The organism is Loktanella salsilacus, assembly GCF_900114485.1.
In the GTDB taxonomy this organism is placed as follows: domain Bacteria; phylum Pseudomonadota; class Alphaproteobacteria; order Rhodobacterales; family Rhodobacteraceae; genus Loktanella; species Loktanella salsilacus.
Genome location: NZ_FOTF01000001.1, coordinates 42130 through 63249 on the forward strand (window position 1 = coordinate 42130; position 21120 = coordinate 63249).

Sequence of the window (21120 nt, forward strand, 5' to 3'; positions counted from 1 at the left end):
TCTGCCCCCCGCTTTGCCTATCCCGACATCCAACGCGCTGACCCTGCGCTCTCAAGGTTTATCAAAGGTTAATTTCCATGTCCCCAACGCCCCCCGTGACCCGCTTTGCCCCATCCCCAACCGGCGCGCTGCACATCGGCGGGGCGCGCACGGCGCTGTTCAACTGGCTTTATGCACGCGGCCACGGCGGCACGTTCCTGCTGCGGATCGAGGATACGGACGTCGCGCGGTCCAATCCCGAGAACACCCAGATCATCCTAGACGGTCTGCGCTGGCTGGGGCTGGATTGGGACGGCGAGCCGATCAGCCAAGCCACCCGCGCGGATCGCCACGCCGAGGTTGCGCATCAGATGCTGACCGCTGGCAAGGCGTTCAAATGCTTTAGCACGCCAGAAGAAATCGAAGTCTTTCGCGAAAATGCCCGCGAGAATAAGGAATCCACGCTGTTCCGCTCGCCTTGGCGCGATGTGGCAGAGTCGGATCACCCAGACGCCCCCCATGCCGTGCGCCTGAAGGCACCGCGCGACGGATCGACCACTTTGACTGACGCAGTGCAGGGCGATGTGACCTGGTCGAATGACCAGCTGGACGACATGATCCTGCTGCGGTCCGACGGCACGCCGGTCTATATGCTGGCCGTGGTGGTGGACGATCACGATATGGGCGTGACCCATGTCATTCGCGGCGATGACCATTTGTCGAACGCCTTCCGCCAGAACATGATTTACGACGCCATGGGCTGGCCCAAGCCCGTGCTGTCCCACATCCCGCTGATCTTTGGCGCGGATGGCAAAAAGCTGTCCAAGCGTCACGGCGCAACCGCCGCCGCCGACTACCAAAAAATGGGCTTCCCCGCCGCTGGCATGCGCAACTACCTTGCGCGCTTGGGGTGGAGCCACGGCGACGACGAGTTTTTCACCGATGCGCAGGCGCAAGAGTGGTTTGATCTGGACGGCATCGGCAAATCCCCCGCCCGGTTTGATCTGAAAAAGCTAGAGCATATCTGCGGGCAACATATGGCCGTGATGGACGATGCTGCACTGCTGCAAGAATTGGAATCCTATCTGACGGCGACGGGCGCTTTGCCGCTAACCGAACGTCAGCAAAAGGACATGCTGGCCGCCATGCCGCACCTGAAAGAGCGCGCCAAAACATTCCCCGATGTCATTGAAAAGGCGCACTTTGTTCTGGCTGACACCCCCATCGTGCCGGACGAAAAAGCGGCCGGCCTGTTGGATGCCACAGCGCAGCAATATTTCACGGAATTGACGCCGCACCTGCAAAATGTTAATTGGGACCGTACAACGCTGGAGGAGGCTGTTGCCGCCTTTGCGACCGCCCGGGATACAAAACTGGGCAAGCTTGCAGGACCGCTTCGCGCTGCCCTTGCCGGTCGGTCGGTCTCTCCTAGTGTCTTCGACATGATGCTGGTCCTTGGACGGGATGAAACCTTGTCTCGGCTACGGGCCGTCTCTGCCTGATCGTTACGTTTCAGTTACGCTTTTGCGTCACACAGGCAGAAAACTGAAGATACGCGGCGCCATAACGGTCGTCGTAGACATAAGGGACTCACATGGCCGACACTTCCAAGACTGCGACGCTGACCATTGACGGGCAGACCTATGACTTGCCAATTTTGACGCCGACCGCTGGTCCAGACGTTATCGATATTCGCAAGCTTTACGCGCAAGCGGGAGTGTTCACCTACGATCCCGGCTTCACGTCCACAGCGTCGACGGAAAGCACGATTACCTTTATCGACGGCGACAAAGGCGAGCTGCAGCACCGCGGCTATCCCATTGATCAGCTTGCAGAACATTCCCACTACCTTGAAGTCTGCTATCTGCTGCTGAACGGCGAACTGCCTAACGCAGAGCAGCTGGAAGAGTTCGAATATCTGGTCACGCACCACACGATGCTGCACGAGCAGATGATGATGTTCTTCCGCGGTTTCCGCCGCGATGCGCACCCGATGGCGATCATGGTTGGCGTTGTTGGCGCGATGTCCGCGTTCTATCACGACAGCACCGACATCCACGATCCAAAGCAGCGCGAAATCGCCGCGTTCCGTCTGATCGCCAAGATGCCAACGATTGCTGCCAGCGCGTTTAAGTACCACGTCGGCCAGCCGTTCGTGTATCCGCGCAACGATCTGGATTACGCGTCGAACTTCTTGCACATGTGTTTCAGCGTGCCGGCACAGCAGTATAACGTCGATCCGATCCTGGCCCGCGCCATGGACCGCATCTTTACCCTGCATGCCGACCACGAGCAGAACGCATCCACCTCGACCGTGCGTCTGGCGTCGTCTTCGGGTGCGAACCCGTTTGCCTGCGTCGCCGCTGGCATCGCCTGCCTGTGGGGCCCTGCCCACGGCGGTGCGAACCAAGCCTGCTTGGAAATGCTGCGCGAAATCGGCACCGTGGACCGCATTCCTGAATTCATTGCAAAGGCCAAAGACAAGAACGATCCGTTCCGTCTGATGGGCTTTGGTCACCGCGTTTACAAAAACTTCGACCCGCGCGCGACCGTGATGAAGGAATCCGCAGACGAGGTTCTGGACCTGCTTGGTATCGAGAACAACGAGACGTTGAAGGTCGCCAAGGCGCTGGAAAAAGCCGCGCTGGAGGATCCGTACTTCTCCGAGAAGAAGCTGTTCCCGAACGTCGACTTCTATTCGGGCATCATCCTAGAGGCGATGGGCTTCCCCACTTCGATGTTCACGCCGATCTTTGCCGTGTCCCGCACCATCGGCTGGGTGTCGCAGTGGCAGGAACAGCTGTCCGATCCGCAGCTGAAAATCGGCCGTCCCCGTCAGCTCTATATGGGCGAGACAGAGCGCGATTACGTCGATATCGAAAAGCGCTAAGTCCCGTTTTCCGGACGAAAATCAAAGCCACGGCCGAAAGGTCGTGGCTTTTTTCGTACATTCTACCTTGCCTGATCGCCCGCCTTGCGCCTATCAAGGCAGCATGGGCGACAGGATGCCCAGACGCCGCCGGCCGCAAGGCCATGCTAAACCTGTCATACAACCTTTGACCGTTCAGCCAGTGACGCTGCGATCGACAAGGGCGGCTCTCGACCCATCCCATGCGTCAAGAACTGGAGGAACCATGTCCCGGTCCCCGATCCCGCTTGTGATCGACGATCTTTCGCAATTTGCGACCCAACTGCGCGGCCATTGGCCCAGCAGCGATGTCACGCAGACGCAGGCCCTTGGCCTGATCGCGCAGGCCGCAGGTTATCGCAATCATCAACACCTGAAAGCCAGCCAGCCGCCGCCCCTGCCCGCCCTCGACAAACAGGCGTTGAACCGGGTGAAAGGGGCGCTTGCCGTCTTTGACGATTCTGCCCGCATGACGCGGTGGCCCCTGAAAACCAGCGTGCAGCGGCTTTGTCTGGCGTGGTTCTGGACCCGTCTGCCGGACCGCGCCGATATGACTGAAAACGAAGTTAACGCGGTCCTAAAGGCCAATGAGGTCTTTGGCGATCATGTGCTGCTGCGCCGCTGCCTGATCGAGCATAAAATGGCCACGCGCACGGTCGATGGCGCAACCTATCGCCGGATTGGCCGCAGCCCCGACGCCGAGGAACGCGCTGTGATTAAGGCCCTGTCCGAACGCGCCATGTCGAAGGTGTAAAACGCGAAACGCCCCGTCACGGCCGGGGCGTTTCAAAGTTAAGGGGGCTTATGCCTCCACCTCTTCCAGCGTGGGGTAATCGGTGTAACCCTTTGCCCCGCCGCCGTAGAATGTGCTTTGATCCGGCTCATTCAGCTTTGCATCCAGTGCAAAGCGCTTTGGCAGATCGGGGTTCGCGATAAAGTCGCGGCCAAAGGTCACCGCCTCGGCGTGGCCGCTTTCAATCGCCTCTCGCGCAAGCTTTGCGTCATATCCGCCGTTCGCGATGTAAAAGCCGTTATAGTGGCCCCGCATCCGTGCCAGCAGATCGCGCCCTGCGCTGTCATCGCTTCCGGGAAAGGCTTCGACGACGTGCAAAAATGCCAGCTGATAACCGTTCAGCATTTTGTAGATTTCCGAAAAATGCCCTTCTGGATCGCTGTCAGACATATCATTGGCCTGCCCAAGCGGCGACAGACGCACACCTGTTTCGGAAGGTTTGAAATGGTCCGCGACCGCGTCCAGCACTTCGGTCAGGAAACGCATTCGGTTGTGAATGTCACCGCCGTAAGCGTCGGTGCGATCGTTCACGCCGTCCTGCAAAAACTGGTCGATCAGATAGCCGTTGGCCGCGTGCACTTCGATCCCGTCAAAGCCGGCTACTTTCGCCAGACGCGCCGCCTCGCGGTAATCTTCCACCGTGGCTTTGATGCCCTCAATGGTCAGCGCAACGGGTTTAGAGCAGTCCTCGAACCCGTTGGCGGTAAAGGTCTGGCCGTCCGCCGCCTTGTCCGTCGATGACACGGGCTGGGCACCGTCCGGCAGCAAGGACACATGGCTGATCCGGCCCACATGCCAGAGCTGGATGATAATCTTGCCGCCCTCGGCGTGGACAGCATCCGTGATCTCTTTCCACGCATGCGCTTGCTGCTCTGTGTGGATACCGGGCGTGTCCAAATACCCTTTGCCCATCGCGGAAATCTGAGTCGCCTCGGTGAATATCACGCCGGCACTGCTGCGCTGGCGGTAATAAGTGGCCGCCAAATCGCCGGGCACACCATCGGGCTGCGCCCGGTTGCGGGTCAGCGGGGCCATAAGTACGCGGTTTTCCAAGGCGATGTTGCCCATTTTGACGGGCTGAAACAACGGGTCGTTGCGGGTGACGGTCTGAGTGGTCATTGCACGCTCCTGCGAAATAAGGTTCGCAAGAGAACGTCAGCGGCCGCCCGTTGTTCCCCTTAGCCTTAACGTCCCTGAAACGCGGCAGGGCGTTTTTCCATGAACGCGACGACGCCTTCGGTGAAATCACGGGTCAGACCGCATTTGCCCTGCAGCTTCGCTTCCAGTTCTAGCTGCTGCTCGAGCGAGTTATCGAAGGACGCACGCAGCGCCGCTTTGATATGGCCGTAGGTTTGCGTTGGGCCGGTTGCCAATTGCAACGCCCGGCCGCGCCAATGACCTTCGAAATCAGCAGCCTCGGCCACCTCATAGATCATGCCCCAGTCGGCGGCCTGCTGGGCCGTGATCTTATCCGTAAACAGCGCTGCCCCCATGGCCCGCGCAAGGCCAATCTGGCGTGGCAAGAACCAGGTGCCGCCCGCGTCAGGGATCAGGCCAATGCGGGCAAAGGCCTGCACAAAATACGCATCGGTTGAGGCCATGACCACATCAGCCACCAGTGCAAGGTTCGCACCCGCGCCCGCCGCCGGGCCGTTCACAGCCGCAATTGTGGGGATCGGGCAGTCGATAATCGCCCGCAGCATCGGCACATATTCGTCCCGCAGCGTGCGTTCCAAATCCAACACCGCACCGCTGGACCGATCGCTTAGGTCTTGGCCAGAACAGAACGCCCGCCCCGCACCCGTCAAAACCGCCACGCGCCCCATATCAGGGGCCGCCTTAAAGGCATGCGTCACTTCGGCCCGCATCTGCGTGCTCAGCGCGTTCATCTTTTCGGGGCGGTTCAGCGTGATCGTGACAACATCGTCGCGCGCATCAACCGTGATTGCACTATATTCCATGGGCCTGCTCCTTTGACGTTTGCGTCAGAGTAGCGAGGCCGCCCTTAAGTAAAAGCGAAACCGCACGTCACGAGTGCAATATCCGCTCCAACTCGGCCTGCTCGGCCTCGGTCAGCTGCTGTTCCGCCGGGGCGCGGCGGCGGATCGTAAGCCAGCCAACAAGCAAGGCGATCAACAGCATCGCCGGGGCCGCGGCCCACAGGATCAGGTTCGCGCCCTGCCGGTCCGGGTTAAGCAAAATGAACTCGCCAAAGCGCGCGACCAGAAAATCCACGACCTGTTCGTCTGTATCGCCCGCGACCAGCCGTTCACGCAGCAAAACCCGCAATTCGTGGCTAATCGGCGCGTTGGATTCGTCGATGCTTTCGTTTTGGCAAACGGGGCACCGCAAGCCGGCGGAAATCTCGCGCGCGCGCGATTCCAGCGCCGGATCAGATAAGATTTCCGACGGCTGCACCGCAAAGACAGGCCCGGCCAGCAGCAGAAAGATCAGGATCAGACGCTTCATTCGGCAGGCACCTGCGCCGCACGTTTTGCGCCGACAGCAAACCGCAACCGCCGATCCGTTAACGATATGACCCCGCCAATCGCCATCAACATCGCCCCGCCCCAAATCCAATTGGCAAATGGTTTAATATAAACGCGCATCGCATAGCCGCCGTTCGTCTGCGGATCGCCAATCACGACATACAAATCGCGCAGGATGCCATTCGTGATCGCAGCCTCAGTCGTAGCCATCTGCGCCACCTGATAGAACCGTTTTTCCGGTGTCAGAACAAACGGGCGACCATCGCCGCGCTGCGACGTCACTGTCGCCATAGTCGAGGCATAGTTCGGCCCGGCCACCTGTTCGACGTCATCAAGGGTAAAGCTATATGCGCCCACCTCGAATGTGTCGCCGATCTGGACGACGCGAATATCTTCTTGCTGCCACGCGGTCATCGCCGCGACGCCAAAGATCGTCACACCCATCCCCGCATGCGCAACCGTCTTACCCCAGTCGCCGCGCGGTAGGCGCAGGATCCGGCCCAGTCGTTCGACAATGTTGCCACGTCCAGACCGCAGCCAAAGGTCAAGCGTCGCGCCGCCCACAACCCAGACGCCCAGCAGCACGCCCGCAGGCCCAAGCAGCGAGCGACCCGCGTAGATCGCATAAAACAACCCAGCCATCGCCATCGCAAAAATAGCCAGCCCCGCCAGCGGCAACCGCGCACGGTTCAAGTTGCCGCGTTTCCACGCCAGCAGCGACCCCAGCGGCAGCACGATGGCCAGCAATACCATGAAAGGTGTAAACGCCGCGTCAAAGAATGGCGGCCCGACGGACAGTGTGCGGCCAAAGGCCAGCTCTGCCACAAGCGGCCAGATCGTGCCGATAAACACGACGAAAGCGCTGACGGCGAGTAGGATATTATTAAGCACCAGCGCGCTTTCGCGGCTGACCGTGCCAAATGCGCCCTGCGCCTGCATCACACCTGCGCGGGCCGCATAAAGCGTTAACGAGCCGCCCAGGAAGACGCCCAAGATCAGGAGGATAAACACGCCCCGCTCTGGATCATTGGCAAATGCATGGACGGACGTCAGCACGCCCGACCGCACGATAAACGTGCCCAGCAGCGAAAAGCCGAACGCCAAGATCGCCAGCAGGATCGTCCAGCTTTTCAACGTCTCGCGCTTTTCCACCACGATTGCGGAATGCAGCAACGCCGCCGAAATCAACCACGGCATAAAGCTCGCGTTTTCAACGGGATCCCAGAACCAGAAGCCGCCCCATCCTAATTCGTAATAGGCCCACCAGGACCCCAGCGCGATGCCGACTGTCAGAAAAACCCATGCCGCCAACGTCCAAGGCCGCACCCAGCGCCCCCAAGCAGCATCAACGCGCCCCTCGATCAAGGCGGCGACGGCAAAGCTGAACGTCATGCTGAGCCCGACGTAGCCCAAATACAAAAACGGCGGATGGAATGCCAAACCGGGGTCCTGCAACAGCGGGTTCAGGTCGCGCCCGTTCAGCGGGGCCTGCGCCAGCCGCGTAAATGGGTTCGAGGTGAACAGGATAAAGGCATAAAACGCGACCGAAACGCTGGCTTGCACCGCCAAAACGCGCGCCTTCAGTGTTACGGGCAGGTTGCCGCCAAACCAGACCGCGCTGGCCCCAAACAGCGCCAAAATCAGCACCCACAGCAGCATTGATCCTTCGTGGTTGCCCCAGACGCCGCTGATTTTATACAGCAGCGGCTTGTCCGTGTGGCTGTTGCCATAGACCAGCGCGACGCTGAAGTCGGACACGATAAAGGCATGCATCAATACGGCAAAACTAAAGCCTGTCAGGATCAACTGACTGTTGGCGGCGGGGTCGGCAAATGCCATCCAGCCCGCCCACCCTTTTTGGGCACCAATCATGGGCACGATCATCTGCGCAATGGCGACGATAAAGGCAAGAATCAGGGCGAAGTGTGCGAGTTCTATTAACATCCCAAAGCTATACCGTATCCCGGCGTGCTAGGATACGGGGCGGCGCACAAATCAGCGTGCGCCGCATTGTCTCAGACCCGGAAACCGCCCTGCATCACATAGGTAATCCCGCCCACAATCAGTGCACCAATGATCAGGCGCACTAGCCATTTCAGCATATCCTCTATCGCCAAAAGACGATCCGCGACATTTGCGCGGTGCACACAGTTTACGGCGTTATGTGTTTCCAAATCGATAAGACGCTTCTCGATTTCGTCCATCCAGTCATTTTGCACGCGATTGCCCCCACCACTCGGCCAATGCGGCATTATCGGTAAATGCCCCCTCTGGGGCTGCCGGCGCTGGCTTTGCCGGTTCTTGTGATCGCTCGGCGGTCAAAGCCTGCGCCATCAAGACCGTTTGCGCCGCAGAGCGTTGAAAGTCCTGTCCTTTCACCTGATACCGCGCGCCGAAATAAAAGCTGACAATCGCCCCCATTAACCACCAAAGCGGCTCTGGTATCAGGGCAACGCCCACCATGCGGCTGGAAAACCACACGGGATCGGCCATGGCCGCCACAAACAATCCCAGCGTTCCCAGCGCCAGCATCGGGCGCGGCAAACGGTTCAGCCCGTCGATAGCGCGGTCGAAAACACCAGGGCGTCCGCCTTGGAATTCTGCCGCAAACTGGGCGAGCGCCGCCTGCTTTTCGTCCGACTGCCGGGCTGCGCCGTTTTCGCTGTTTTCGCGAAATGCTTCGACCGTCTGCACAAGGGTGCCACCGCCCCCGAAAAACCAGCCCAAAACCTTGCCCATCATGCCCATGCTGCAACCCTCGCCCGGTGCGCAGCGTCCGTCAGACGATAGCGCTCTGCCATGAATTCCTCTGCGCGCGTGATCCATCCCCCTTTGCCCCCATCCTTGCGCCTGGCATAGCGCCGACTGGCGGGCCGCGTGTCCGCAAGGCCGTAGTAATAGTTGCGCCGCGCAATGCCGTAGGCATCCACCAGATGGTCAGGGGCCGCCGCAATCGCCTGCGCCGCAGCTTGGGCAGTCTGCGGCCCGATCACGCCGTCCACTGTAACTTCGATGCGCATCTGATTGAAAAGACGTTGTAAAATCTTGACGGCTTGATTGCCGGCATTGACATACATGTCGAACACGCTGGCCTGCAACGGGCCGGGCAGCCGTGCGATCCCGGGCCCATCGAAATAATGTTGGATAAAGATGCCCTGCGCCTGCGCGATGGTTAACTGGCGCACATCGTCCGTATCCACCCGCCCGTCGCCGGTCAGATCAAGCCCCAACCGGCGCATCGTATGGATTGTGACGCCATGGTTTGTGGCCCCGCCCGGATCATTCGGATCGTTGACGAAGCCACCTTCGCGCCGCACGATGTCGGCGGCGATCTGCTGGACACTTTGCATGCCGTTCCCCTGCTTTGATTGCAAAGGGAAGCGTGCCTATCTGTGGTTAATTGGTCGCGACCGCATCGTCCGGTGCCACATAGATACCTTGTTCCTTCAACGCATCCACGACCTCTTTTGGCATGTAGGATTCGTCATGTTTCGCAAGGATTTCAACAGCCTGAAAGGTGCCGTTAATGTAACGCCCCTGGCCGACCATGCCTTGCCCTTCGGCAAATAGGTCCGGCAAGATCCCGGTATAGCTGACGGGGATCGACGCGCCGCCGTCGGTGACTTTGAACGTCACCTCTGTGCCCACGCCGCGTATCATGGACCCGTCCTCGACCAGACCGCCGATGCGGAACAGCTCTGTCTCGCGCGGCGGATCAGCCGCGACTTCAGAGGGCGAGCGGAAGAATTGGAACGACTCGTCCGGCAGCAAGGCCAGCAGGCCCAGCACCGCGGCGATGCAGACGCCGGACAGCGCCAGCACCTGCACCCGGCGCTTTTTCTTTAGGCCCCTCACGGAAAGACGGGGGCCAACATTAGCCCCTCCGTCTCTGGCAGACCCAGCATCAGGTTGGCGTTCTGCAACGCCTGCCCGCTGGACCCTTTGGTCAGGTTATCCAGCGTCGCGATCACTTGGCAGCGCCCATCGATGCGGTCTTTGACCACGCCGATGTGGCAGAAGTTGCTGGCGCGGATGTGCTTGATCGACGGGTGCTGGCCCATGGGCAGCATGATGATAAAAGGCTCGTCCTTATAGGCCGCAACCAACGTGTCATAAACCACCTGCGCGTCGCCTTTGACATATACCGTCGCAAGGATGCCGCGGTTCGCGGGGATCAGATGGGGCGTGAACTGGACGTGGACGGGGCGGCCAGCGAGTTTGGAAAACTCCTGATCGAACTCGCCCAAGTGCCGGTGGGTGCCACCCGCGGAATAGGCGTGCGCGCCTTCGGACAGTTCGGCGTGCAGCAAGTTTTCCTTCAGCGACCGGCCAGCGCCGGACACAGCGGCAAGCAGGTCGATGATGATATCATCAAGGTCGATGACCCCCGCCGCGATCAGCGGGCGCAGCGCGTATTGGCCAGTGGCCGCGTTGCAGCCGGTGCCAGCGACAAGCCGCGCACCTTTGATGTCGTCGCGGTAAAATTCGGTCAGGCCGTAGACGGCCTCTGCCTGCATTTCGAGCGCCGCATGGGGCTTGCCGTACCATTTTTCATAATCAGCCGGATCGCGCAGGCGGAAGTCGGCGGACAAATCGACGATCTTCAGATGCTTAGGCAGGTCCTTGATCACCAGTTGCGACGTCGCATGGGGCAGCGCGCAGAACACCAGATCGACGCCGTCAAAGTCCATATCCTCGATCGTGGTCAGGACCGGCAGGTCCAGATGGCGCAGGTGCGGGAACACATCGGCCATGGCCATCCCTGCCTTGGAATTGCCGGACAGCCCGACGATCTGCATCGATGGATGGGTGGCGATCAGACGCACAAGTTCAGCGCCAGTGTAGCCAGAAGCGCCCAGAATGGCGACGTTATAGGTCATGTGGTCGGTCCCCCTTAGGGTCATATTTAGGGCCGAGGCGGGGCGTGTGCAACGCCCGCGCCATCAGGCCGCAGTGAAGGTGATACTGTGTTTGAGGAATTGCGTCGCGCGGGACGATACCTTTTTCGGATCGCCCGTGGTCAGGAACTGCGACTGCGTGCCCTTACCAACCATTTCGGGTCGTCGGTCCAGATAATGCGCAAGACTTTCCGCCACGAGGTTCGCCTGAGAGAAGACTTTCACATCCGCGCCCAGCGCGTCCTGAAACACCTCTGCCATCAGCGGATAATGGGTGCAGCCCAGCATCGCGGCGTCGGGTTCGGGCATCTTGCGTTTCAGCGCATCGACATGGGACCGCACCAGCGCTTCGGCAAGGATGAAATCACCGTCCTCGATCGCGTCAACGACGCCGCCGCAGGCCTGCGCCTCCACGTCCACGCCGACAGCGCGAAACGCCAGCTCGCGCTGGAAGGCGCGGCTGCGCACGGTGGCGGGGGTCGCGAACAAGGCGACATGTTTCACTGCGACTTCGCGGGGCGGAGAGTTGTCGCCCCATTCGCGTTCGGTCAGCGCCTCGATCAGGGGGACAAAAACGCCAAGCACGCGCTTGCCCGGGGGCACCCAGCCTTCTTGCATCCGGCGCAGGGCGGCGGCGCTGGCGGTGTTGCAGGCCAGGATCACCAGATCGCAGCCCGCATCGAACAGCCGCTGCGTGGCGGCCGTCGTCAGGTTGTAGATGTCATCGGAATCGCGCACGCCGTAAGGCGCATTCGCATTGTCGCCCAGATAGACCAGCGGCAAGTCCGGCAGCCGCTTGGCCACCGCGTCATAAACGGTCAAGCCGCCCAAACCGCTGTCGAAAATTCCCACCGCCATGGCGCACCCTATGCTTAGCCTCGAATTCGTGACCCAGCTTGTTCGCATCGATGGGCCTTGGGGACAGAGCATAAGTCTGATGGCGCAGGAAATCCATGCATGCTTTGGGGTTGTGGCGTAAAGCGTCCAGTTTTGCCGGATCGATGGGTTTGCCGATCACAACCCGCACGGGGCGATCCACTTTTGTGCGAAATTCGCGGATCAGCAGACCAAGGCGCAGAGAGGTGTTCAAATGGCTGGCCACCTGAAACAAGCGGCTGTTCGCGCCGTCAAAGAACACTAGCACGACGGTGGCCCCGGTGGCGGCGATCATCTTAGCGGTGAAATTGCGCCAAACCGGATCAAGCGGCTGGGACAGCGGGCTGGCACTGGTGGACACGGTGCCGCCGGGAAAGACGCCAATTGCGCCGCCCCCTGCCAGATAATCCAGCGCGGTGCGGCGTGTGGCGATATTCTGCGCGGCGGCGGCGCGGGTTTCGTCAAAGCTGATCGGCAGGATAAAGCGGTTCATATCCTCTGCGCGGTTAAAGACGCTGTTGGCCAGAATACGAAAATCACCGCCCCGGCGCTGGGACAGCATCCGCCCCAAGGTCAGACCGTCTAGGATGCCGTAAGGGTGGTTCGCGACCACAACCAGCGGGCCGGATTGCGGGATATGGCCCAGCGCCCCGCCGATGACATCCACTGGCAGGCCAAAGCGGTCCGACAGCACATCCCACAAATCGCCGCCCTGCCCGACCTGCGCGTCATAGCCTTGCACCCGGCGCAGCAGTTTGGGCCGCCCGGTTGCGTTTTCCAGCAAGCGGATCAGCGTGCGCCCGCCCCGCCCTTTGGCAGAACTGGCATAACTGATCTCTTTCGTTGCCGTTTTATCCATGTCTGCCAGCGTCCCGCACCGTGTACCCTAATCCGGGGATAGGGTTGCACGGTGCGGTAAAGGTTTTATGAAGCCCTGCTACTCTGCGGCGATCTTGGATGGCCCATCGCGCAGGCGGGACAGCAAGACTTCACGTTCTTTTTCAGCCTTAGCCGCGTTCGCAGCCTTCACAGGCCCGAACCCCCTGATCGTCAGCGGCAAGGCGGCCAGCGCGACAGCAGCATCGGGGTTCTGCGCCGCGTTTGTGCCCAGCGCCGCCATGTCACGTTCGTATTGCGTGATCAGGGCGCGTTCCATGCGGCGTTCAGCGGTATAGCCGAAAGGATCAAGCGGCGTGCCGCGCAACACCTTCAGTTTGGCCAGCCACGGGAACATCCGCCCCATACCTGCACCAAAGGTGCGCTTCATCGGACGACCATCCGCGCCCTCTTTGGACAGCATCGGCGGGGCAAGGTGATAGCTGACCTTGATATCGCCATCAAAGGCCTCGCGGGCTTTGGCAGCGCTATCCTGCAACAGGCGCGCAACCTCGTATTCGTCCTTATAGGCCAGCAGCTTGTGATAGCCTTTGGCGACAGCCTCCCGCAGGGCGGGATCATCGAAGCGGTCGACCATGGCGCGGTAGCGTTTGGCGAGGCGCTTGTTCTGATAGGCCGTCAAATGGGCTTCGCGAAACGCGATCCTTTCGTTCAGTGACTTTGGCAAGGCTATCACGGTGGGGGTTAACAGATCCTCTACCTGCGCAGGGTGCAGTACGGCCCAGCGCCCCAATTCAAAGGCACGCAGATTCCGGTCGACCGCCGCGCCGTTCAGCGCAATCGCCTCGCGGATCGCGGCGCCGCTGATCGGGATCGCGCCCATCTGCCATGCCGCGCCGAAGACCATCATGTTGGAATAGATACTGTCCCCCATGGTGGCTTTGGCCAGTTCGGTCGCATCGAACAGCTGCACGTCATCGCGCAGGCGGGCGGATAGCGACAGTTTCAGCTGCTCTGTCGGCAGTTGGAATTCCGTGTCGCGGGTGAAATCACCGGTGATGATCTCATGCGCGTTCACGACGCCCTTGGTGCGGCCCGTTTTCATCAGACCGATGGTCTTGGCCCCTGCGCTCACCACCAAATCGCCGCCAATCAGCGCATCGCATTCGCCCGTGGCAACGCGGATCGCGCTAATGTCTGCGGGACGTTCTGCGATACGGCAATGGATATGCACTGCGCCGCCCTTCTGGGCGAGGCCGGCCATTTCCATCATGCCAGCGCCTTTGCCGTCCAGATGGGCGGCCATGGCAAGCACGGCACCGATGGTCACAACGCCCGTGCCGCCGACGCCCGTGATGACGACATTATGCGTGCCATGGATCGTGGGCAGCATTGGTTCCGGCATATCGGGCAGTTCGACCTGCGCGGTGGCAGCCTTTTTCAGCTGTGCGCCCTCTACCGTGACAAAGGACGGGCAAAAGCCCTTGAGACAGCTAAAGTCTTTGTTGCAGGACGACTGGTCAATCGCCCGCTTGCGGCCGAGTTCCGTTTCAACCGGCACGATGGACACGCAGTTGGACTGCACCCCGCAATCGCCGCAGCCTTCGCAGACGTCGGTATTGATGAAGACGCGCTTGTCCGGGTCGGGGAACTGGCCCCGCTTGCGGCGTCTGCGTTTTTCTGCGGCGCAGGTCTGGATATAGACCAGCGCCGACACGCCCTGCACTTTGGCCAGTTCCGCCTGTACGCGCGGCAGCTCTGCCCGCTCCGACATCGGCACACCCTTGGGGAACATGCCAGCGTCGATGTCTTCCTTCTCGTCATAGACCGCCCGGACGTCTTTCACGCCCATAGCGACAAGCTCTCTGACGATCTGGTCAGCGGTCAGCCCGCCGTCATTGCCCTGCCCGCCCGTCATGGCGACGGCGTCGTTGAACAGGATCTTATAGGTGATCGTTGTCCCCGCCATCAGCGCAAAGCGGATCGCTTGCACGCCAGAGTGGTTATAGGTGCCGTCCCCTAGGTTCTGGAACACATGGCCGGTCTTGCTGAACGGGGCTTCCCCCACCCAGTTCGCGCCTTCGCCGCCCATCTGGGTAAAGCCCACCGTGTCCCGGTCCATCCACTGCACCATGTAGTGGCAGCCGATCCCCGCGTAGGCGCGCGATCCCTCTGGCACCTTGGTGCTAGAGTTGTGCGGGCAGCCCGAGCAAAAGTAGGGCAACCGCGCCGCCAGTTCCGGCACATTGTCTGCGCGGCGTGCCTCGGCCAATTGCGCCAGCCCTGCGGTGACACCGGACGATCCGCAGCCTTCTTCGGTCAATATCCCGCCCAGCTTTTCCGCGATCCAGATCGGGTCTAGGGCATAGCGGGTCGGGAACACTTCTTCGCGCCGCCCTTCAGAGTGTTCATCCCCCTTGTGCCAGCCATAGACGCGGGTGTTGGTGTCGTCGAACAGCGCCTCTTTGACCTGCACTTCAATCAGCTTGCGCTTTTCTTCGACCACGACCACCAGATCGAGTCCCTTTGCCCACTCATGAAAGCTGGCCATATCCAGCGGCCAGACTTGTCCCACCTTATAGGTGGTGATCCCCAGTCGCGCGGCCTCGGCCTCGTCGATCCCCAGCAGGGATAGGGCGTGCACCAGATCAAGCCAGTTCTTGCCCGCCGCAACAAAGCCGATCTTGGCCCCCGGCTTGCCCCACTTGCGCTGGTCCATCTTATTGGCGCGGGAAAACGCTTCTGCGGCAAACCGCTTATGGTCAATCATCCGCGCCTCTTGCAGCACGGGCGTATCCACCAGACGAATGTTCAACCCGTCCTTTGGCAGCGGCATATCAGGGGTGACGAAATCGAGCCGATGCGGGTCGCCGTCCACGACGGATGTGACCTCGATCGTGTCCTTCATCGTCTTCAGGCCGACCCAGACGCCCGCATAACGCGACAGCGCCCAGGCATATAGGCCGTAGTCCATCACCTCTTGCACACCCGCCGGGCTGACAATCGGCATATAGGCATCGACCATCGCCCAGTCGGACTGGTGCAAGGTTGTGCTGCTTTCGCCTGTGTGGTCGTCCCCCATTGCCATGATGACACCGCCATGAGGCGACGTGCCTGCCATGTTCGCGTGACGCATCACGTCGCCGGACCGGTCCACGCCCGGGCCTTTGCCATACCACAGACCAAAGACGCCGTCGTATTTGCCCTCTCCGCGCAGCTCTGCCTGCTGGCTGCCCCACAGGGCGGTCGCGGCAAGGTCTTCGTTCAGACCCGGCTGGAACGTTACCTGCCCGGCGGTTAGCGCCTTGGCGGCCTTGGTCATCTGCATATCCACCGCGCCCAGCGGCGAGCCGCGATAGCCGGTGACATAGCCTGCAGTATTCAGCCCCGCGCGCGCATCGCGGGCACGCTGCATCAGCATCAGGCGCACCAGCGCCTGCGTGCCATTCAAAAGCACTGGACTGACATCCAGATCAAAACGGTCATTGAGTGAGATCTTATCCCGGCTCATCGTGCACCTCCTATGCGCAATTTGCGGATGAATGCAGCTTAGGTCATAAATTATGACCTACAAAGCGATATATTCCCCCCCAGCCTTCATTGATTTGTGAAGATTCATAAGTAATAAAGTTGCATTGCTTAACGCTAACATTTTCGCCATGGGAACTAGATGGACTGGGATAAATTGCGAATCTTTCACGCCGTCGCTGACGCAGGGTCATTAACCCATGCGGGCGATGTGCTGCATCTGTCGCAATCTGCGGTCAGCCGACAGATTCGCGCACTCGAAGAGTCGCTAAATACTACCCTTTTCCACCGCCATGCGCGTGGACTGATTCTTACCGAACAGGGCGAGTTGCTGTTCGACGCCACCAAATCGATGAACCGCCGCCTTGAAACCGCCTCCGCCCGTATCCGCGATAGCGAAGAAGAAGTGTTCGGCGAATTGCGCGTCACCACGACGACGGGCTTTGGCACGCTGTGGCTCGCGCCGCGTCTGCCAAAACTGTACGAACTGTATCCCGACATCAAAATCGACCTGATGCTAGAGGAACGCGTGCTTGACCTGCCCATGCGCGAGGCTGACGTCGCCATCCGCATGAAGGAGCCGTCGCAGGCCGATCTGATCCGCAAGCGTTTGATGAACATCCGCATGCGGCTTTATGCGACGCAGGAATATCTGGACACGCGCCCGCCGCTGGACCGCATCGACGAAATTAAGGGCCACCGCCTGATCTGCCAAGCGCTGACATCGACCCAAGTCACCGCAGGATCGACATTAATTCACCATCTGCTTAGCCACGATGTGCAGTCGATCTTTACGGTGAATAACTATTTCGGCGTGCTGCAGGGCGTGATCAACAACCTTGGTGTTGGCGTGCTGCCCGACTACGTGACCGAAGATTTCCCGCACCTTGTCCGCTGCCTACCAGAGATCGAGAGCGGCGAAGTCCCCGTATTCCTCGCTTACCCCGAAGAGCTACGGCAATCGCGCCGTATCATGGCGTTCCGCGACTTTGTGCAAGACGAGATTTTCGAGCATCGCAAGAGCGTTCGCAACCTGACAGAGCCGCGCGCGCCGTCCAAATAAACCGCTAGCCGCCCCTATCTCACGCTAAAGTTGTGGCGTCATGCGCACAGTGCATAGCCGGAATGCAATATTTATTAAGATTTTTTCTTGATTGCTTAATTTCGCGGCTCTATCTGAATTGGTGAGGCGACGCGACACTTTGTCCGTCTCCTCACCTCCCTGTTGGACTTCGCCGGGCCTTTGTGCCCGGCACTTTTTTGCCCGCAGCCTATTGGCAGGCATAACAACAGCCCCCCTGCAGACTTAACGCACCGCATTGCGCGCAGGCCTTTCCCTTACGGCCGTCCTCGCCTAAAAGCAGCCCAACGCTATTGCCGGGGGACGCCATGCAAGATCCGATTATCACGCCAGACCTGATTGCCGCACACGGGCTTAAGCCTGACGAGTACGAAAGCATCCTGTCGATCATCGGACGCGCGCCGAATTTTACCGAACTGGGCATCTTTTCGGCCATGTGGAACGAGCATTGTTCCTACAAGTCCTCTAAAAAGTGGCTGCGCACCCTGCCCACCACCGGCCCGCAGGTCATCTGCGGCCCCGGTGAAAACGCAGGCGTCGTCGATATCGGCGACGGTCAGGCTGTCGTCTTTAAGATGGAAAGCCACAACCACCCGTCCTACATCGAACCCTACCAAGGGGCTGCCACCGGCGTCGGCGGCATCCTGCGCGATGTCTTCACCATGGGCGCGCGGCCCATCGCTGCGATGAATTCGCTGTCCTTTGGCCTGCCCAGCCACCCCAAGACCCGCCAGCTGGTCAACGGCGTCGTCGCGGGCGTTGGCGGTTACGGCAATGCCTTTGGCGTCCCAACGGTTGGCGGCGAAGTGCGCTTTGACGCGTCCTACAACGGCAACTGCCTTGTGAACGCCTTTGCCGCAGGCCTCGCGGATGCGGACAAGATATTCTACTCCGCCGCCTCCGGTGTCGGCATGCCAGTCGTGTACCTTGGCGCGAAAACCGGACGCGACGGCGTCGGCGGCGCAACCATGGCCTCGGCCGAATTTGACGACACGATCGAGGACAAGCGCCCCACCGTGCAGGTCGGCGATCCCTTCACCGAAAAACGCCTGATGGAAGCCACGCTGGAACTGATGGCAACCGGCGCTGTGATTTCCATTCAGGACATGGGCGCCGCTGGCCTGACCTGCTCTGCCGTGGAAATGGGCGACAAGGGCGGCCTTGGCATCCGCCTGAACCTAGAGGACGTACCGCAGCGCGAACTTGCGATGACCGCGTATGAGATGATGCTGTCCGAAAGTCAGGAACGCATGCTTATGGTCCTCAAGCCAGAGCTTGAGGCCGAAGCGCGCGCCGTCTTTGTCAAATGGGACCTCGATTTCGCCATCGTGGGCGAGACCATCGCAGAAGACCGCTTCCTGATCCTGCACAACGGCGAAGTCAAAGCCGACCTGCCGCTGTCCAAGCTCGCCTCTTCTGCCCCCGAATATGACCGCCCGTGGGAACCAACGCCCGCTGCCGCCCCCGTGGGTGACATCCCCGCCATCGACCCCATCGCCGGCCTGCGGTCCCTGATCGGCAGCCCGAACTATGCGGCAAAGTCCTGGGTGTACGAGCAATACGACAGCCAGGTCATGGGCGACACCCTGCGCATCCCCGGTGCGGGCGCGGGCATCACCCGTATCCACGGCACGACAAAGGCGCTGGCCTTCACCTCTGACGTGACGCCGCGCTATGTCTTCGCCAACCCCGTCGAGGGCGGCAAGCAGGCCGTCGCCGAAGCCTATCGCAACCTGACCGCCGTCGGGGCCAAGCCGCTGGCCACGACCGACAACATGAACTTCGGCAACCCTGAAAAGCCCCGCATCATGGGCCAGTTCGTCGGGGCCATCGACGGGATCGGCCAAGCGGTCACCGCGCTCGACATGCCCATCGTGTCCGGCAACGTGTCGCTTTACAACGAAACCGACGGTACCGGCATCCTGCCCACGCCCACCATCGGCGCGGTTGGCCTGATCGCCGACATCACCCAGATCATCCGCGGCACGCTGGCCGACGGCCACACCCTGCTGCTGCTGGGCGATACGCCGGGCCACATGGGCCAGACCGCCCTGCTGGCCGAACACCTTGGCCGCAATGAGGGCGACGCGCCCCCCGTCGATCTGGTGGCAGAGGCCGCCCACGGCGACTTCATCCGCGCGAACATTGCCAATATCACCGCCTGCACCGACCTCGCTGACGGCGGCCTCGCGCTTGCGGCGTTCGAAATGGCGGAGACCGCTGGCATCGGCGTCACGCTGGACACCGACGACACCGCCCAACTGTTCGCCGAGGATCAGGCCCGCTACCTAATCGCAGCGTCCTTCGATCAGGCAGAGGCGCTTCTGACCGCCGCCGCCCACGCAGGCCTGCCAATCACGCTTGTCGGCAAAGCGGGCGGCGACAAGATCACCTTTGGTGCCAGCAGCACGCCGCTCGCCCCCCTTGTCGACCTTTACCGCAGCGCCTTTGCCGACGCTGTCGCCTAAAAGCGTATTCATCTTGCCAAAAATACTCCCCCCGGAGGGGATCTTGCAAAGGCAATCCACCCCAAAGGGGCCCCCTTGCCCCTGCGCCGTCACGTTCATAAGTTAAGCTAACCCGACCAAAGGACGCCCCCATGGCCATCACCGCCCACGAGATCGAGACCCTGCTGCGCGAAGGCTTTCCCGACGCCAAAATCACCGTGCAAGGCGACGACGGTGCCCATTTCGCAGCCGAAGTGATCGACGCCAGCTTTGCCGGCAAGAACCGTGTGCAACAGCAACGCGCCGTCTATGCTGCGCTCAAGGGCAAGATGGATGGCGCGGCAGGCGAACTGCACGCCCTCGCCCTGACAACCCGCGCGCCTGACTAACACCCCAGCCCGACATCGCTTCCGAATTTTCACCCAAAATTCGGCGCCTGCGCAGGCCACCGCATTTTAAAGGATACCACTATGACCGCTTCCGATCAGATCAAAGACACCGTCACGAACAACACCGTCGTCTTGTTCATGAAAGGCACCAAGACCATGCCGCAGTGCGGGTTTTCGTCCCGCGTGGCTGGCGTGCTGAACTTCATGGGCATCGAATACACCGATGTGAACGTGCTGGCCGATGACACCGTCCGTCAGGGCATCAAGGATTATTCCGACTGGCCGACAATCCCGCAGCTTTACGTCAAAGGCGAATTCGTCGGTGGCTGCGACATCATCACCGAGATGACCCTGTCCGGCGAATTGGACACGCTGCTAAAAGAAAACGGCATCGCCTTCGACCAGGCTGCTGCAGACAAAATCCGCGAAGCCAACGGATAACGCCTTCGGGCCAACAGCCCTTACGTAAAAGGCCCCCGCCACATCAGCGGGGGCCTTTTTCTTTCAGAAAGCTTAGCTTTCCACGCAGGCCGCGTAGAGCGTTATCTCTTCACCCAGTTCTGCATCATACCACTTCAGCTGGGCCGTGCCCTGATGGGTCCACCAGACATAGCCTGACCCGTCATTCGGGAACCGATAGCGCACGCCGGATGCGGCCTCTGCGGTGGCCTGCAGATTGATCATCCGCCCTTCGACATAAATCACCGCGATGCCGGGCGCGCGGTCGTCTTCGGTGTTGATATAGACCGCCGGGATTTCAACGCCGCGTTCACAGATGTAGCGCGGCGTCGATGTCACGGCAGCCTGTGCGCCCTGCCCTGCACTGACACACAAAGCAGCGGCAGCCAGATAAACGATCTTCATTGCGATACGCGTTTCATAAGCCACGCCCTTT

The 21120-nt window shown here is 60.7% G+C and carries 20 protein-coding genes; 7 read left to right on the forward strand and 13 right to left on the reverse strand.

Annotation, left to right across the window (positions count from 1 at the left end; translation table 11 throughout):
* Nucleotides 1-77: 77 nt before the first annotated feature.
* From gltX to BM131_RS00220, 3 genes are all read left to right on the forward strand, one after another.
* A complete protein-coding gene (gene gltX / locus BM131_RS00210; RefSeq protein ID WP_090183928.1) occupies nt 78-1481 on the forward strand; it encodes a glutamate--tRNA ligase in 1404 nt (467 codons plus the stop codon).
* Nucleotides 1482-1573: 92 nt separating this feature from the next.
* On the forward strand, nt 1574-2869 hold the full coding sequence (locus BM131_RS00215) for a citrate synthase (protein ID WP_090183931.1): 1296 nt from the start codon (nt 1574-1576) through the stop codon (nt 2867-2869).
* Nucleotides 2870-3113: 244 nt separating this feature from the next.
* Nucleotides 3114-3641 (forward strand): DUF2087 domain-containing protein, encoded by a 528-nt coding sequence (locus BM131_RS00220; protein ID WP_090183933.1) that lies wholly within the window; start codon nt 3114-3116, stop codon nt 3639-3641.
* A gap of 48 nt (nt 3642-3689) precedes the next feature.
* On the opposite strand, the gene BM131_RS00225 is transcribed toward BM131_RS00220, so the two are convergent.
* From BM131_RS00225 to BM131_RS00280, 12 genes are all read right to left on the reverse strand, one after another.
* The gene (locus BM131_RS00225) at nt 3690-4799 is read right to left on the reverse strand and encodes an alkene reductase (RefSeq protein WP_090183936.1); all 1110 of its coding nucleotides are present in this window, start codon (nt 4797-4799) and stop codon (nt 3690-3692) included.
* Between the two features lie 65 nt (nt 4800-4864).
* Nucleotides 4865-5641 carry an enoyl-CoA hydratase-related protein gene (locus tag BM131_RS00230; protein WP_090183939.1) on the reverse strand — a complete coding sequence of 259 codons (777 nt, stop codon included), beginning with the start codon at nt 5639-5641 and terminating at the stop codon, nt 4865-4867.
* Nucleotides 5642-5708: 67 nt separating this feature from the next.
* On the reverse strand, nt 5709-6149 hold the full coding sequence (locus BM131_RS00235) for a cytochrome c-type biogenesis protein (RefSeq protein WP_090183941.1): 441 nt from the start codon (nt 6147-6149) through the stop codon (nt 5709-5711).
* Entirely contained in the window at nt 6146-8113 is a 1968-nt protein-coding gene (locus BM131_RS00240) for a heme lyase CcmF/NrfE family subunit (protein ID WP_090183944.1), read from the reverse strand. The genes BM131_RS00235 and BM131_RS00240 overlap by 4 nt, the downstream gene beginning before the upstream one ends.
* A 71-nt stretch (nt 8114-8184) precedes the next feature.
* Nucleotides 8185-8373, reverse strand: a complete 189-nt coding sequence (locus BM131_RS00245; protein ID WP_090183947.1) for a hemolysin XhlA family protein — start codon at nt 8371-8373, stop codon at nt 8185-8187.
* Between the two features lie 4 nt (nt 8374-8377).
* Nucleotides 8378-8917: a holin family protein gene (locus tag BM131_RS00250; protein ID WP_175499109.1), complete on the reverse strand. Its 540-nt coding sequence runs from the start codon at nt 8915-8917 to the stop codon at nt 8378-8380.
* Complete coding sequence (locus BM131_RS00255; protein ID WP_090183949.1) at nt 8908-9519, reverse strand: holin-associated N-acetylmuramidase; 612 nt, start codon at nt 9517-9519, stop codon at nt 8908-8910. The genes BM131_RS00250 and BM131_RS00255 overlap by 10 nt, the downstream gene beginning before the upstream one ends.
* A 46-nt stretch (nt 9520-9565) precedes the next feature.
* Nucleotides 9566-10024 carry a cytochrome c maturation protein CcmE gene (ccmE, locus tag BM131_RS00260; protein WP_090183951.1) on the reverse strand — a complete coding sequence of 153 codons (459 nt, stop codon included), beginning with the start codon at nt 10022-10024 and terminating at the stop codon, nt 9566-9568.
* Nucleotides 10021-11049 (reverse strand): N-acetyl-gamma-glutamyl-phosphate reductase, encoded by a 1029-nt coding sequence (gene argC, locus BM131_RS00265; protein ID WP_090183954.1) that lies wholly within the window; start codon nt 11047-11049, stop codon nt 10021-10023. Before argC ends, ccmE begins: the two co-directional genes overlap by 4 nt.
* A gap of 63 nt (nt 11050-11112) precedes the next feature.
* A complete protein-coding gene (gene murI, locus BM131_RS00270; RefSeq protein WP_090183957.1) occupies nt 11113-11925 on the reverse strand; it encodes a glutamate racemase in 813 nt (270 codons plus the stop codon).
* Complete coding sequence (locus BM131_RS00275) at nt 11876-12802, reverse strand: lysophospholipid acyltransferase family protein (RefSeq protein ID WP_090183960.1); 927 nt, start codon at nt 12800-12802, stop codon at nt 11876-11878. Before BM131_RS00275 ends, murI begins: the two co-directional genes overlap by 50 nt.
* A 78-nt stretch (nt 12803-12880) precedes the next feature.
* Entirely contained in the window at nt 12881-16291 is a 3411-nt protein-coding gene (locus tag BM131_RS00280) for an indolepyruvate ferredoxin oxidoreductase family protein (RefSeq protein ID WP_090183962.1), read from the reverse strand.
* Between the two features lie 159 nt (nt 16292-16450).
* Here BM131_RS00280 and BM131_RS00285 point away from each other — a divergent pair, with 159 nt between their 5' ends.
* From BM131_RS00285 to grxD, 4 genes are all read left to right on the forward strand, one after another.
* Nucleotides 16451-17371, forward strand: coding sequence for a LysR family transcriptional regulator (locus BM131_RS00285; protein WP_090183965.1), 921 nt, complete (start codon nt 16451-16453; stop codon nt 17369-17371).
* 326 nt (nt 17372-17697) lie between these two features.
* Nucleotides 17698-19857, forward strand: coding sequence for a phosphoribosylformylglycinamidine synthase subunit PurL (purL, locus tag BM131_RS00290; protein WP_090183967.1), 2160 nt, complete (start codon nt 17698-17700; stop codon nt 19855-19857).
* A gap of 131 nt (nt 19858-19988) precedes the next feature.
* Nucleotides 19989-20225, forward strand: a complete 237-nt coding sequence (locus BM131_RS00295) for a BolA/IbaG family iron-sulfur metabolism protein (protein WP_090183970.1) — start codon at nt 19989-19991, stop codon at nt 20223-20225.
* Nucleotides 20226-20306: 81 nt separating this feature from the next.
* Complete coding sequence (gene grxD / locus BM131_RS00300) at nt 20307-20666, forward strand: Grx4 family monothiol glutaredoxin (protein ID WP_090183973.1); 360 nt, start codon at nt 20307-20309, stop codon at nt 20664-20666.
* A 72-nt stretch (nt 20667-20738) separates the two neighbouring features.
* On the opposite strand, the gene BM131_RS00305 is transcribed toward grxD, so the two are convergent.
* Nucleotides 20739-21113 (reverse strand): MliC family protein, encoded by a 375-nt coding sequence (locus tag BM131_RS00305; RefSeq protein ID WP_175499110.1) that lies wholly within the window; start codon nt 21111-21113, stop codon nt 20739-20741.
* Between the last annotated feature and the right edge of the window lie 7 nt (nt 21114-21120).